This is a genomic window from Streptomyces sp. NPDC048483 (assembly GCF_040651455.1).
Taxonomy (GTDB): domain Bacteria; phylum Actinomycetota; class Actinomycetes; order Streptomycetales; family Streptomycetaceae; genus Streptomyces.
The window spans coordinates 43,618-57,828 of the sequence record NZ_JBEZJZ010000013.1; the positions used below are offsets into that span (position 1 = coordinate 43,618).

General features: G+C 71.9%; 12 protein-coding genes. 7 read left to right on the top strand and 5 right to left on the bottom strand.

Translation table 11 applies throughout. The features are described from left to right. The first annotated feature begins 133 nt into the window (after positions 1–133). The 4 genes from AB0D04_RS09725 (at position 134) to AB0D04_RS09740 (ending at position 2,929) form a co-directional block, all read left to right on the top strand. Positions 134–553 carry an ATP-binding protein gene (locus AB0D04_RS09725; RefSeq protein WP_362701286.1) on the top strand — a complete coding sequence of 140 codons (420 nt, stop codon included), beginning with the start codon at positions 134–136 and terminating at the stop codon, positions 551–553. A 14-nt stretch (positions 554–567) separates the two neighbouring features. After that, the gene (locus tag AB0D04_RS09730) at positions 568–903 is read left to right on the top strand and encodes a hypothetical protein (protein ID WP_362701289.1); all 336 of its coding nucleotides are present in this window, start codon (positions 568–570) and stop codon (positions 901–903) included. Next, complete coding sequence (locus tag AB0D04_RS09735; RefSeq protein ID WP_362701291.1) at positions 888–1,313, top strand: hypothetical protein; 426 nt, start codon at positions 888–890, stop codon at positions 1,311–1,313. The genes AB0D04_RS09730 and AB0D04_RS09735 overlap by 16 nt, the downstream gene beginning before the upstream one ends. 320 nt (positions 1,314–1,633) lie before the next feature. Continuing rightward, positions 1,634–2,929, top strand: coding sequence for a glycosyltransferase (locus AB0D04_RS09740; protein WP_362701293.1), 1,296 nt, complete (start codon positions 1,634–1,636; stop codon positions 2,927–2,929). A 94-nt stretch (positions 2,930–3,023) separates the two neighbouring features. Here AB0D04_RS09740 and AB0D04_RS09745 read toward each other — a convergent pair whose 3' ends face one another. Further along, entirely contained in the window at positions 3,024–5,354 is a 2,331-nt protein-coding gene (locus AB0D04_RS09745) for a hypothetical protein (RefSeq protein ID WP_362701295.1), read from the bottom strand. 113 nt (positions 5,355–5,467) lie between these two features. Beyond that, positions 5,468–7,603 carry a serine/threonine-protein kinase gene (locus AB0D04_RS09750; protein WP_362701298.1) on the bottom strand — a complete coding sequence of 712 codons (2,136 nt, stop codon included), beginning with the start codon at positions 7,601–7,603 and terminating at the stop codon, positions 5,468–5,470. A 224-nt stretch (positions 7,604–7,827) separates the two neighbouring features. On the opposite strand from AB0D04_RS09750, the gene AB0D04_RS09755 reads away from it, so the two are divergent. Continuing rightward, a complete protein-coding gene (locus tag AB0D04_RS09755) occupies positions 7,828–9,030 on the top strand; it encodes a serine hydrolase domain-containing protein (protein WP_362701301.1) in 1,203 nt (400 codons plus the stop codon). Positions 9,031–9,046: 16 nt separating this feature from the next. Here the strand turns inward: AB0D04_RS09755 and AB0D04_RS09760 are convergent, their stop codons facing one another. Beyond that, on the bottom strand, positions 9,047–10,753 hold the full coding sequence (locus tag AB0D04_RS09760) for a glycerol-3-phosphate dehydrogenase/oxidase (RefSeq protein ID WP_362701304.1): 1,707 nt from the start codon (positions 10,751–10,753) through the stop codon (positions 9,047–9,049). Positions 10,754–10,957: 204 nt separating this feature from the next. Here AB0D04_RS09760 and AB0D04_RS09765 point away from each other — a divergent pair, with 204 nt between their 5' ends. Together AB0D04_RS09765 and AB0D04_RS09770 are read left to right on the top strand one after the other, a co-directional pair. Beyond that, positions 10,958–12,205: a nucleotide sugar dehydrogenase gene (locus AB0D04_RS09765; RefSeq protein ID WP_362701306.1), complete on the top strand. Its 1,248-nt coding sequence runs from the start codon at positions 10,958–10,960 to the stop codon at positions 12,203–12,205. 126 nt (positions 12,206–12,331) lie between these two features. Further along, a complete protein-coding gene (locus tag AB0D04_RS09770; protein WP_362701309.1) occupies positions 12,332–12,838 on the top strand; it encodes a hypothetical protein in 507 nt (168 codons plus the stop codon). A 130-nt stretch (positions 12,839–12,968) separates the two neighbouring features. Here the strand turns inward: AB0D04_RS09770 and AB0D04_RS09775 are convergent, their stop codons facing one another. Then, positions 12,969–13,631, bottom strand: a complete 663-nt coding sequence (locus tag AB0D04_RS09775) for a class I SAM-dependent methyltransferase (RefSeq protein WP_362701312.1) — start codon at positions 13,629–13,631, stop codon at positions 12,969–12,971. A gap of 77 nt (positions 13,632–13,708) precedes the next feature. Further along, the gene (locus AB0D04_RS09780; protein WP_362701314.1) at positions 13,709–14,191 is read right to left on the bottom strand and encodes a hypothetical protein; all 483 of its coding nucleotides are present in this window, start codon (positions 14,189–14,191) and stop codon (positions 13,709–13,711) included. Positions 14,192–14,211 lie beyond the last annotated feature (20 nt).

A 14,211-nucleotide genomic window follows, 5' to 3' on the forward strand; every position in this document is an offset into this window, starting at 1 on the left:
CAACTTGCTGAGCAATCAGCGCTCTTGACACTCCGTCATGCGCACCCAGGGGATAGCCATGTCCACACGCGCCCGACCCGCCGCAACACGACTCACCACCGCCGCCCCCACCTCGCCCCCACCCCCGCCGGCCGTGGCGTACGGCATACCGAGTGACGTGCGGAGCGTCGGATGGGCCCGCAGGGAACTGCGCCGTCATCTCCATATCTGGCGCATCGACGGTGAACTGGCCGGCGCTGCCGAGCTGTTGCTGTCCGAGCTGGTCACCAATGCCGTGCAGGCGCAGCCGCCCGGCAACCCGACAGTCGTCGTCCGGTTCGCGTTACCGGACGGCCGTCTGCGGCTCGAGGTGCGCGACGCGAGCGACGAACAACCCGTAATGAGCGAAGGAACCAAGGAGGACGAGGAATGTGGTCGCGGCTTGATGCTCGTGGGCGCCTTGGCAAGTGGCTGGGGCGTCGACCGGCACGTCACCGGAAAGACCGTGTGGGCCGAACTGGCCATCATCGGAAGGGAGTTGACGGGGCGACCGTCGGCGCCGCGCAAGCCGTGAAGGTGCCGGAGCGTGTGACGTACCGGGCGTCGGCCGTGGTCCGGTGCCCGGACGGGGGCTCCATCGGCCTCGGCGGATGGGCCTCGGGCTCGCCAGGTCGCGCCCTCGGCTGGGTGCGGAAGCGGGCCGAGCAGGTGGCGGAGCAGTTAGGGGCTCCGTACGACGGGGCAGTGCGGGAGTGGCTGGCGGACGGGGACGAGTATCAGTGGGCGCTGTACGGGCTCGCGGGCGACGTTCCGTTCACGCTGGAGGCCGTTGACGGGGACGGGTGTACGTACGTCCTTGCCGTCTGGGCGGAGTGGTCCGATCTGGCGTCACGCGGTCGGGAGGCGGCATGGCTGGCGGCGTGACACCGGGGCCGCTCGCCCTTCCCGGTTTCTGGTGTGAGCGGTTCGTCCATGAGTCCCTGTACGCGGATGCCCCCGCCTCCTGGGCAGCCATGGTCACGCACAGCGCCGCACGGGCCATGCACTGCATCGGCGCGGACGCACGGCGGATGGCCTCCGGGCTCCCCGACCGCGAGCGGCAGCGCGTACTGGACCGGGTGGGGAGGCATGGGCACGTCGGGGCGATGGCGGCGCTCCACCGGGGCGAACCCTGCGGCCTGGGCCTCGAACTGGCCGGGGCCTGGGTGGAGTGGTCGGCCCGACCCGTTCTCCTTCTGCCCCTCGTCAGCCGCACGGCGTCGTGCTGCCCGGTCAAGGCCGAACGACCGGACGGGTTCGGGGCGCCGATGCTGCCGGCGGACGGCTTCCGGTAGGGCCTGTCCGGCGGATTCACGGAGGGAGCCGCCGGGCCTTTGAGCTGCCGGTCGCTCGCTCATGGGGCCTACGCCGAGACCGGGCCGTCTCGCACCGGTCCACGGCATCCTGGCCGACACGGACACATTCAGCAGGGATGTTCCCATCGGTGGCCGGAAACCAGTCGCCCTTACGGGGCGCGCCGGCAAACGCGACACGGGATCGAACCGTGGCCCCATATCTCTCTGCGGGGTCCATGGGCGTTGGAGGGTGGAGGCAGATAGCCGACGAGGCGTGGGAACGCCCGTTCCGTCCGATGTCTTGCATGGAGTGTTCACTGTTGAAAGCACTGCTTCTGGCGCATGGTTCCCGGGGCGATGTCCAGCCGTTTGTTGCGCTGGCCCGTGGTTTGGCGTCCGTTGGCCATGAGGTGTCGCTGGTCGGTCCGCGGGCGGCCTCCGAGGTGGCGCGGTCCGCCGGGGTGCCGTACGTGCCGATCACGGACGGGCCGCTGACACTGATGCGGGATCCCGTCGTCGTCAAGGCGAACCGGACACGTGGGCGGGGGCTGCGGGGGCGGGTGCTGGCGGTGCGGTGGCTGCTGCGGAACCGGCCGCTTTACCGGGAGGTCCTGGCGGACCTGGTCGCCACGGTCCGGGCTCAGGGGCGTCCCGATGTCGTGGTCTTCCAGTCGTGGCTGCCGGCGCATCACCTCGCCGAGAGCCTCGGCGTGCCGGCCGTACCGGTGTGTCTCCAGCCCGGCTGGGTGCCCACGCCGGACCTGCGCAATCCACTTTTCCCCGGGCGCCTCCCAAGGAGGTGGAACACCCTGTCGTACACGGGCACGCCGGAGATCACCCGGCTGTTGTACGGGCGGGCGGTGGAGCGGACGCGCGAGGACCTGCGGCTGCCGCGTCGGCGGGGGCGGCACAACGTGCTGAGGGGTGCCGACCGGCAACCGGCCACCGTCCTGCAGGCCTTCGGCGGCCATGTGCTCCCCGGCGCGCCGCGCTACCCGGCGACCGTCCACACCACGGGCTTCTGGCACCTGGCGACGCACTCCGACTGGCGGATGCCACCGCCTCTGCGCGCGTTCCTCGATGCCGGCCCGCCACCGGTGTACGTCGGGTTCGGGAGCCTGCCCGGAAGCGACCCCGCGCAGACGACGCGCACGGTGGTCGAGGCGGTCCGCGCGGCACAGGTCCGGGCCGTCGTCGCCACCGGCTGGGGCAGCATGACCGCGCACCAGCCCATGGGGAGCGCCGACGACGTGTTCTTTGTGGAGGAGGCGCCCCACGACCGGCTGTTCCCGCGGATGTCCTCGATCGTCCACCACGGTGGTGCCGGGACCACTGCCGCCGCGCTGACGTCCGGACGGCCCCAGGTGGTCTGCCCGCTCAGCTTCGACCAGCCGTTCTGGGCCGAGCGTATGCACGCATGCGGCGTCGCGCCGCCGCCCCTGCCCCAACACCGGCTGACCGCCGACCGGCTGGCAACCGCCATCCGGAAGTCCGTGCACACCCCCACGCTGATCCGGCGGGCGGAACAGCTGGGCCGGCAGACCCGGGCCCAGGACGGCGTGGGCAACGCCGTCAAGGTCCTCGAGGCGCTGGTCGGAGCGGGTCCCTCCGTCTAGCCCCTGTCGTCACACTCCCGCTGACGCGCCGGCCGCCCTCGCACGGCGCGGGACGCGTGCACGGTCCGCGCGCGCTGGGCGGCCGGCGCTTCCGTCAGCCGGGGCTGTATGTGCTCGTCGCCTGCTCAAACAGGCGGTCGACCTCGCGGCGGCCGTTGTCGGGGCCGATGACGAGGACGAGGTGGTAGCGGCCGTTGTGGATCATCGCGAGGTTGCGGACGTAGACCTCGCGGCCGCTGGTGTCCTTCCAGGTGAAGGTGCCCTCGGCCATGGCGGTCCGGCCGACGTCGATGCGGCGCAGGCCGGAGGACGAGGACCAGTTGGAGGCGCGGGACGGGGCCAGTTCGCCTTCCTTTTCCAGTTGGTAGGCCATCGGGTCGGCGCCGAAGTGGGCGGTGGTGTCGCGGCCGGGGACGATCAGGAGCTCGTAGTCACCGCGCAGGTAACGGACCTGGCCCTGGCCGTTCTTGCCGCGGCGCTGCCAGCCCTTGTGGACCGCGACCTGGAAACCCTCGGCGTCCTTGCGGAGCTCAAAGCCCTCGGGGAGGTTCGCGGGCGGGGTGGGCTGTGGCGGCCGGGTGCCGCCGGAACCGCCGTCCTGGCCCTCGGTCCGGCCCTGGCCACCGCTGTCCTGGCCGGCGGTGGGTGTGGGGCTGCCGCCGGAGGGCGCGCCCGATACGCCCGTGCCGTCCGAGCCGCCCGAAGCGCCGCGGGCCTCCTCGCCGGACTTCGGCAGGAACACCATGGCGTAGGCAACGGCGCCCACGAGGAGGAGCAGGATCAGGACCAGGAGGAGGCGGCCAAGATGGCGGGGGCCGCGTCCGCGCGGTGTCCGTTCGGCGTCGTCGTCCCATGCCGGACGTGAGCGGCGCGGGGCGGTGTCCAGCCCGACCTGGACGAGCAGCTGCTGGTCGTCGTACAGCCCCCCGGCCGAGGGTCCGGAGCTCCGGGCGGGTCTCGGCGGCTTGCGCGGCTTCGGCGACCTGGGTGGCTTGGGCTGCTTGGCGAATCCGGGCCCGCCGAACGGCTTGGGCTGCTTCGGGGGGCGCGGTGGGCGCGCGGGGCGGGGTACGGCGGCGACCGGCGGCGCGGACGCGGCCGCCGCCGGTGCCGCGACGGGCGTCGGCTGCGGCCGGCGGGCGCGGTCCTTTTTCCGGCGGCCTTTGCGGACGAGTTCGCCGCGGCGCCGCAGGATCGGCAGCCGGCGGGGGACGGCGCCCCGCTCCAGCGCCGGAATCGTGACCAGCCGGCGGCCGACCTCCGGCTCCGGTGCCGTACGGATCAGGGCACGCAGCCGGCCGCGCAGCTCCTCGAAGTCCGGCCGGTCGGCGGGGTCCTGGCGAAGGAGGGAGGCGATGAGGGGCGGCAGGCCCTCGCCGCAGGCGTCGGCGGGTGCGGGCGGCTGCGAGCGGACCTGTTGCGTCAGTTCGGCGGCGTCCTCCTCGGGGAAGGGCGGGTGGCCCTGCACGCTGCGGAAGAGGAGCGCGCCGACCGCCCAGAGATCGGTGGCCGGGCCGGGCCGGTTCGCCAACTGGCCTGTCACATGGGCGAGTTCGGCCGGTGCGGCCTGTTCGGGGGCCCAGCGTTCGGTGACCGGGCCGACAATCTGGAGCCGGGCCTGCCACGCCCGCTCGGCGGCCAGGCCGGCGGTGGGCCGGCCGTACGGGGAGGGCGAGGAGGAGGACGAGGGCTCGCTCGACGGCGGAGGCGGTGGTGTTTTGGAGAGCCGGACCTGGGGATCGGGCGCGGCCTCCGCCGCCGGCGCGCGGCGTGGCGCGGGCAGTTCGCCGGGGTCGAGGCCCGTGCCGCTCCCGCCCGGCAGCGCCTCGTCTCCGCACAGCGCCTCCTGGGCCGCGCCCACCGCCAGGCCGGTCAGGATGGCCCGGCCGTCGTCGCAGACCAGGACCGTGCGGGCGGTGATGTTGCGGTGGAGGCGGCCGTGGGCGTGCAGGGCGCGCAGTGCGGTGAGGACGTCGGCGGCGATTTCCGCGGCGCGGTGCGGGCTCAGGGGGCCCTGGGCGAGGAGCGCGGACAGCGGGCGGGCGGGGATGAGTTCGCCGGCGATCCACAGGCTGCCGTCCTGGGCGAAGACGTCGAAGACCTGGTCCAGGAGGGGGTGATCGGGCATCTGCGCGGCCGCCGTCGCGGCCTCCAGCGCGCGTCGTACGGCCGGATCCCGGGGGCTGCGGTCGGCCGCTCCCGTGGCCGTGCCCGCGGGGCCGCCGCGCGGGAAGCCGGGGTCACCGACGGGGTCCGCGTCCACGACCTCCGCCTCCACCACCTCCGGCAGGGGCACCTGACGGAGCAGCACCTCCTGCCCGCTGTAGGTGTCGAAGGCGCGGGTCGCGGTGAAGTCCTCGTCGCCGGGGGGCCGCAGCGGCAGGCGGTAGCGCTCGGCGAGCACTCTCCCCGCGTACTCGTCCACGACGCCTCCCCAACAGCGCGCTCAGGCGTACGGCGTTCATGCGTACGAACCGTTCGCTCTCACGATACGTGCCGGGACCGACAGCGGCCCGTGCCGCGTCGGCCCCGCACGCGTCAGCCCTTGATGGCGAACGTCCGGAACGCCGTATCGCGCAGCTGCTTGCACTCCTTGTCCGACCAGGCGTCGGCCTTGCACGTGATCATGATCGCGTAGCCGTGCTTGTCGTCGGCCTTGAAGCCGCGGTCGAGGACCCGTGCCTTCGTGCCGCTCTGCTGACGGGTGAACGACCAGTCCGCGACGGTCGGATAGTCCCGCCACGAGACGGTCTTGATGCCGAGGAGGTGGTAGCCGGGCGTGCTGCCGGCCACCGCCGGCTCGAGGGAGCGCCAGGAGGCGGCCGCGTCGGTGCCCGGCTTGGCGTTGTAGTCGATCTGGACGCGCGGGAGGCCGCCCGAGGCGCTGTATATGGCGCCGGAGCCGTCGCCCGAGGTCGCGGTCTGCTTGAAGCCCTTGGGCATCGCGACGCTGAAGTGGAACCGGCCGTTGGAGACCGGCGCGAAGCCGGCCGGGAGGGCCCTGTCGCCCTTTCCGCCGCCCGTGTCGTTGCCCTTGCCCTTGCCGTCGCCGGACCCGGAGTTCGGCGTCTGCGACCCCGGTGCGCCGGGCTGCTCGTCCCCCGGCTCGTCCGCATCCGCCGAGTCCGGCTTGTTGCGGTCGTCCTTCGAGGTCTTGGCGTGGCCGGTGGACGCCTTGCCGTCCTTGCCGGCCGACGCGCCGCTGTTCTCGTCGCCGCCGCTGAGCGCGACGGCCAGGATCGTGCCCAGTACCAGCAGTGCCACGACCACGGCAGCGATGATCAGCGTGCGGCGCGGTACGACATCGGTCACCGAGGCGCGCGGGGCGGGCCGGCTCCCGTCGCCGGGTCTGGACTCGTTGCGGACCGCGGCGGCGGCGTTGCGTACGGACTGCAGGGCGCCGCGCACCCGCTCCTTGGCGGCGTCGGTGGCGACGGCGGAACGGGCTGCGGGGCGGTCGGCGGTCGCGGTACCCCCGTGCGGGTTCGCTTTCGCGGCCGGGTTGACCGGGTCGCTCGTTTTGGTGGCGGCCGGCTTCGTACGGTCCGAGGAGGCCGTCGTGCGGGGGGTCTGCGACTTCTTCTCCGGCGCGCCCACCGAGGCGGCGGCGGACACGGCGGCCCCGGCCTTCTCCCCGGCCTCGGCGCTCACCGCCCCGGTCCCGGCCTTGGTCCCGGCCTTGGTTCCGGCCTTGGTCTTCGGCTTCCGCGACACCTTCGGCTTCGGCGCGGCCTTCGGCTTCGCCGCCCTGGCCTTGGGCTCCCGCTCCTCCGGCACCGTGGGCAGCGCCATCGCCCGCGTGGCGTCCATCGGCGGCTCGGGCGCGGCGTCCTTGGGGCCGTCGACGATGTCGCGCAGCAGCGCCCGCGCGCCGGCGTCGTCCAGGCGGCCCGCCGGGTCCTTCACCAGGAGGCCGTAGATGACCTCTTCGAGGGCGCCGGCGCTCTTGGGCGGCTCGATCGGCTCGGTCATCACCGCCGTCAGGGTGGCGATCGCGGAGCCCTTGTCGTACGGCGGGTGGCCCTCGACGCAGGCGTACAGCAGGCCGCCGAGCGACCACATGTCGGCCGGCGGGCCGGGCTTCTGGCCGCGGGCGCGCTCCGGGGAGATGTAGGAGGGGGCGCCGACGAGCATGCCGGTCGAGGTCACGGAGGGGTCGCCCTCGACCTGGGCGATGCCGAAGTCGGTGAGCACGACCCGGCCGTCGTCGGACATCAGGACGTTGGACGGCTTCACATCGCGGTGCAGGATGCCCGCGGTGTGGGCGGCGCGCAGGACGTCCACGATGGCGAGGCCGACCTCGGCGGCGCGGCGCGGGGTGAGCGCGCCGTCGTCGCGGACGACCTCGGCGAGCGAGCGGCCCTCGACCAGCTCCATCACGATCCACGGCCGGTCGTCCTCGTCGACCACGTCGTAGACCGTCACCGCGCCGTTGTTGCGGATCCGGGCGATCGCCTTGGCCTCGCGCAGCGTACGGGTGATCAGCCGGCGCTTCTCGTCCTCCTCGACGCCGCCGGGGAAGCGCAGTTCCTTGACTGCGACCGTTCGGCCCAGGACCTCGTCGCGGGCCCGCCAGACGGTGCCCATGCCGCCCCGGCCGAGAACATCGGCGAGCCGGTACCGGCCGGCGAGCAGCCTGCCCTCCTTGCCGTCCATCTCGACGTCGTCGCCCACGGAATCCCCTCTGCACTCCAGCCGAGTTGGCACCGCGATCCCGGTGCGGGCCCCAGGCCACACCCCTGTCGATCGCCAAACTGCCCCAACTCGGACAACTCACCCTGGCGGAGCCTTCATTCTCTCTCATCCGCAGCCATGCGGAAGGCCCGGGTGGGTGCCCGGCACGGTTTCCGGGGGCCGCCGCCCGCGCGCCATGATGGCCCGGACGAAGGGGAGTCCCGATGACGATGCGCTCGCCCCGCCGGGCCGCGACGGCGGCCCTGATCGCACTGACCGCGCTGATCGTGCCGGTCCAGGCAGGATGTGCTGGTCAGAGGCATATCGCCGCCATCCCGCCCGCGGAGGTCCGCCGGCCGCCCGCCACTACGGTGCACGCGCTGCACCGTCTGGTGGACGACGGTGCCCCGGGCGCCGCCTCCCTCATCACCCGCGACGGGCGGTTCTGGGGCTCGCGGTTCTCCACCGTCGGGGTCGCCGATCTGCGGACCGGCCGCGTCATGGAGAAGTCCGACCACTTCCGGGCCGGCAGTCTCACCAAGACTCTGGTCGCCACGGTGATCCTGCAACTCGCCGCCGAGCGGAAACTGACGCTGCACGACACCGCGGCCGCGCACCTCCCGGCGGGCGTACCGGTCCGCGGGCCCGGCGCGGCAGGCGGCCACAGCAGCGATCTGCGCAAGGTGACCATCCGGCAGCTGCTGGACCATACGAGTGGTGTGTTCGACTACACCCGCGACCCCCGGCTCGCCGGCCGGCTGTACGGCACGGGCTTCGCCGCCCACCGCTACGACACCTACACCCCGGCCCGGCTGCTGCGGATCGCCCTCGGCCACCCGGCGGCGGCCGCACCGGGTGCCCGTTACGCGTACTCCAACACCAACTACGTGGTGCTCGGCCTGATCATCCAGGGGGTCACCGGCCACTCGTACGCCGCGGAGATCCGTCAGCGCATCACCCTTCCCGCCGGGCTCGACAACACCTCCTTCCCCGGCACCGATCCGTCGCTGCCGAAGCCGCACGGCCGCGCGTACTCCCTGATCGGCGGCCGGCAGGTGGACGCCACGGCCCTGGACCCCAGCCGGGCCGGCGCCGCGGGCGAGCTGGTCTCCACCCTCGGCGACCTCAACCGCTTCTTCTCCGCGCTGCTCAGCGGCAAGTTCCTGGCGCCGCGTCAGATGGCTCAGCTGCGCAGCGAGCGGGCCACCGGCGGCGCCTACGGCCTCGGCCTGTACGCGACCGCGCTGCCCTGTGGCGTCACGGTCTGGGGCCACAGCGGCGACATCAACGGCTCGTTCGCCGAGACCGCGGGCACCGCCGACGGGCGGCACCTCGTCAGCTACCGGGTCAACACCGACGCGCTGACCCGGCCGGCGCACGGGACGGCCGTCCTGACGGCGGAATTCTGCCCCGGGCACCCTGCGTAGAGCGCAGAGCGGGCAGCTACAACGGCACGATGTCCGGCGCCCCCAGCCGGGCCGCATCCGCCGTCAGATCGTCCGGCTGCCGCTGCGACTCGCGCTCCGCCTCGACCCGCTTCTCGTAGTGCGCGATCTCCTTCTCGATCTGGGCGCTGTCCCAGCCCAGCGCGGGCGCGATCAGTTCGGCCACCTCGCGGGCGCTGTGGGCGCCGCGGTCGAAGGTCTCGATGGAGATGCGGGTGCGGCGGGTCAGGACGTCGTCGAGGTGCCGGGCGCCCTCATGGGTGCAGGCGTAGACGGCCTCGGCGCGCAGATAGTCGTCCGCGGCCGCGAGCGGTTCGCCCAGTGAAGGATCGGCCACGACGAGTTCCAGCAATTCCTCGGTGAGCGAGCCGTAGCGGTTCAAGAGGTGCTCGATACGGGCGACATGGAGGCCCGTACGGGCCGCGATCCGGGCCCGTGCGTTCCACAGCGCCTTGTAGCCCTCGGCGCCGACCAGCGGGACGTCTTCCGTCACACACTCCGCGACCCTGCGGTCCAGCCCGTGGACCGCCTCGTCCACGGCGTCCTTGGCCATCACCCGGTACGTCGTGTACTTGCCGCCGGCGACCACGACCAGCCCCGGCACCGGGTGCGCGACGGTGTGCTCGCGCGACAGCTTGCTGGTCGCATCCGACTCCCCGGCCAGCAACGGCCGCAGGCCGGCGTAGACGCCTTCCACGTCGTCCCTGGTCAGCGGTATGGCGAGCACGGAGTTCACATGCTCCAGCAGATAGTCGATATCGGCGCTGGAGGCGGCCGGGTGGGCCTTGTCCAGGTCCCAGCCGGTGTCCGTCGTCCCGATGATCCAGTGCCGTCCCCAGGGGATGACGAACAGCACGCTCTTCTCCGTACGGAGGATGAGCCCGGTCGTCGAATGGATCCGGTCCTTTGGGACAACCAGGTGAATTCCCTTCGAGGCGCGGACGTGGAACTGCCCGCGCTCGCCGATCAGCGCCTGGGTGTCGTCCGTCCACACGCCGGTGGCGTTGACGATCTGCCGGGCGCGGATGGGGTACTCGCCGCCCGTCTCGACGTCCTGCACCCGCGCGCCGACCACCCGCTCGCCCTCGCGCAGAAATCCCACCACCCGCGCCCGGTTGGCGACCTGCGCGCCGTAGGCGGCGGCGGTGCGCACCATCGTCGCCACATAGCGCGCGTCGTCCATCTGGGCGTCGTAGTACTGGAGCGCGCCGACCAGCGCGTCGCTCTTCAGGCAGGGCGCGACCCGCAGGGCCCGCTTGTGGGAGAGATGGCGGTGTACGGGCAGCCCGCGGCCGTGGCCGGACGAGACCGACATGCCGTCGTAGAGCGCGACGCCGGACCCCGCGTACCAGCGCTCCCAGCCCCGGTGCTGCAACGGGTAGAGAAACGGCACCGGCTTCACCAGATGGGGTGCCAGCCGCTGGAGCAGCAGCCCCCGCTCCTTGAGGGCCTCCCGTACGAGTGCGAAGTCCAGCATCTCCAGATAGCGCAGGCCACCGTGGATGAGCTTGCTCGAGCGGCTGGAGGTGCCCGAGGCCCAGTCGCGGGCCTCGACCAGCCCGGTGCCCAGTCCGCGGGTCGCCGCGTCCAGTGCCGTACCGGCGCCGACGACCCCGCCGCCGACCACCAGAATGTCCAGCTCGCGCTCCGCCATTCGAGCGAGCGCCTCGGCACGCTGCGCCGGTCCCAGTGTCGCTGTCTTCACCACTGCCTCCCGCTGTGATCGGTGGCCTGCCAACCGTTCGTCGTTCCGGCCGTGCTGTGGACATCTGCTACATGCCGGTATCCCCGCTCCGCCCGTGACGGCAACACCCCGCCACCTTGATCCACCAATCCCTATTCTGGGTCAAATGTCGGCTTAGTCTACTTATGCGTTATTCGCAGTCGCTCGGGAAGGACGGCAGCAGACATGCCCGCGGACCTAGCCGTCATCGGACTCGGCCACCTCGGCCTCCCCCTCGCCCAGGCCGCCACCGCCGCCGGCATCAGCACCCTCGGCTACGACCCCGACCCGCTCGCCGCCACCCCCTCGGGCGCCGACGGGCCGCTGTCCGCCACCGAGATCCGCCGGCTGCTCGCGGCCGGATTCCGCACCACCGCCGATCCCGCCGCCCTCGGCAAGGTCCGTACGGCCGTCATCTGCGCGGCCACCCCGCTCGGCGCGGACCGCGCCCTGGACCTGACCGGCATCGCCGACGCGGCCCGCGCGCTCGCCGCGCGGCTGCGCCCGCACACCACCGTCATCCTCGAATCGACCGCCTACCCGGGCACCACCGAGGAATTCCTGCGCCCCCTCCTGGAAGAGGGCTCCGGACTGACCGCGGGCCGCGACTTCCACCTCGCCTGCTCGCCCAGCCGCCACGACCCCGGCAACCGCACCCACCGCTACCGCAACACCCCCAAGGTCATCGGCGGCCTCACCCCCGCCTGCACCGAGGCCGCCGCCACCTTCTACGGCCGTCTCACCGACAAGGTCGTACGGGCCCGCGGCCCCCGCGAGGCCGAGACGACCAAACTGCTGGAGACCAACTACCGCCACATCAACATCGCCCTGATGAACGAGATGGCAGTCTTCTGCCACGACATCGGCGTCGACCTGTGGGACGTCATCCGCTGCGCCGAGACCAAGCCCTTCGGCTTCCAGGCCTTCCGCCCCGGCCCGGGAGTCGGCGGCCACGCCACCCCCGTTGACCCCAACTACCTTTCCCACAAAGGCCGTTCACTGGGCTACCCGCTCCGCATGGTCGAACTCGCCCAGGAGGTCAACGGCCGGATGCCCCGTTACGTCATCCAGCGCTGCGCCGCCCTCCTCAACGAACACGGCAAGTCCGCCCGCGGCGCCCGCATCCTGCTCCTCGGCGTCACCTACAAGCCGGACATCGGCGACCAGGAGGCCGCTCCCGCCCGCGAAATCGCCTCCCGCCTCATGGAACTGGGCGCCCACCTGACGTACCACGACCCCTACATCCCCCAGTGGAACGTCCTCGACCGCCCCATCCCCCGCGCCGACTCCCTCTACGAGGCCGCGGCCGCCGCCGACCTGACGGTGCTGCTCCAGCCCCACCGCACCTACGACCTCCAGGGCCTGGCCGTAAAGGCCCAACTGCTCCTGGACACACGGGGGGCCACGCCTACGGGGGCGGCGCACCGCCTGTGACCCATGCGGCACGCAGGCATCGAACAGGTCACGGTCCTCTAAGTCGTTGTGGGCATGCCAGAGCACGCTGCTAACTTTGGCCCGTCATTCACGCTTGCATTCACGCTTCTTCCACGGGGGACCTTCATGAGCCAGCCCTACCCGCCATCGCCCCAGCAGCCCCAGCAGCCCCAGTACGGCGCGCCGCAGCCCCAGTACGGCGCTCCCGGTCCGGGCGGCTTCCCGCCGTCGGCGCAGCCGGCCGGCACCGGGAACCCGGGCGGCGCCATCGCCGTGGGCTTCGTCGTCATGCTGATCGTGGCCGCCATCTACGGCGGGATCCTCAACGCCACCGACGGCGCCACGATCGGCTATGCGGCCGTAGCCCTCGGCGCGCTGATCGGCGCCGCGATGGGCAAGATCGGCGGCCGTAACGCCGTCGTGCCGGTGGTCGCCGCGATCCTCGGCCTGCTCGCCTACTACCTCGGCGTGATGTTCTCCGCCGTCTTCTTCATCGGCGACGTCGGGGTCTTCTTCGACCACTTCGGCGACATCAACCAGGCCTGGGTGGACAACTTCGAGCCGATCGAAGTGCTCTTCTTCGTCCTGGCCGCCGCCGGCGGCTTCAGCACCGCCAAGAAGCTGGGCGGCTAGCACGCCCCGTACACACGCCGAAGGGCCCGGACCGCAACCACGGTCCGGGCCCTTCGGCCGTACATCCCCGCCTCGGCGGTTGTTGTGCCGTACCCCGCGGGGGCCGACGCCCGGCGCAGCGCGCCGCGGCTCAGTGCTTCACGCCTCGTACGATCAAGGTTCCGATATGGCCAGGGGCCGGCGCATCGACGACCTTCACTTCGATGTCCCCGAAGCCGTTCTTCGACAGCATTGCCGCCCACTTCCGGGGCGTATAGCTGTACCGGTAGGTGTACGTGGCCTTACCCGCGAAGCCACCCTTGTACATACCTTGTGGTCCATATGCACCGGGAATCGCAGGTGGCTGGGAGAAAGCAAACACCCCGCCGGAGTTCAGCCGCGCCGCGACCAGCGGGAACAGCCGCTCCGGGTCGGTGAACCAGGCAGCACCGAAGAGGGAATAGATCGCGTCGTATGCGTCAGCGCTCACTGCCAAGCGTTCCAGCACTTCGCCGCAGATGAATTCGGCGCCCCGCCCGCCCCAGCGTTCCGTCAGGTGCTTGACCGCGACCGGAGACAGGTCCAGGCCCGTGACCTTCACACCCTGGTTGAGAAGGAACGCCAGCGCCCGCCCAGTGCCGCAACCGATCTCCAGCGCGCTCCTGGGTGACCCGAGGAGTTCGGGGCCAGGGCCATGCCCCGAGTATTGCGTCCAGCAGAAGACCGGATCGGCCTCCAGGGTTTTGTCTTTGGCGCTCTCCGCGAATGCATCCCATACTTCGCGTTCGGAGTCGATGTCGTGCTGTGCGGGCAACTGTCGTCCTCGGCCTCGCGGTTGATGTGATCCCCCCGCTCCCGGTATGGGCCGGGGGGATCCGTCCAGGGTGGCACTCAGTGGCTGTCGGGCACCTTGTCGTCACACGGCGAGCACTCGGCCGCGTCCATGGCCCACAGTTCGTCGTCCACGGCGAAGCCGTTGTCCCGAAGGATCCCTGCCGTACGCATCACGATGCCGTCGCAGCGCCGTTCGATCAGCGGCGCGTGATGCTTGTATTGCCCGCCGTTGTACTCGGCGCACAGAGCGAAGTACAACGGAGTGTCCAGGATGAGCGCGTGCACGGCCACGTCCACCGTGTACCCGACGCCCATGTCCACGCCCTGCCGTTCCATGGCGGTGATCGTGTAGGCGATGGCCTGGCCCAGAAGCCGCTCGGCGGTGTCACGGGTCATGACACTGTTGTCGCGCAGCAGGAGAGCGACTTCCCGCTCCCACAACGTCGATTCACTGTTGGTGATCAGTTGGGGCACACGGTGCGCCAGTGCGTTGAGGAGGAGCCGTGGGTCGCGGGTACGGGTCTGAATGACTGTGCTCATCGTGCATACCTCCAGGTGGA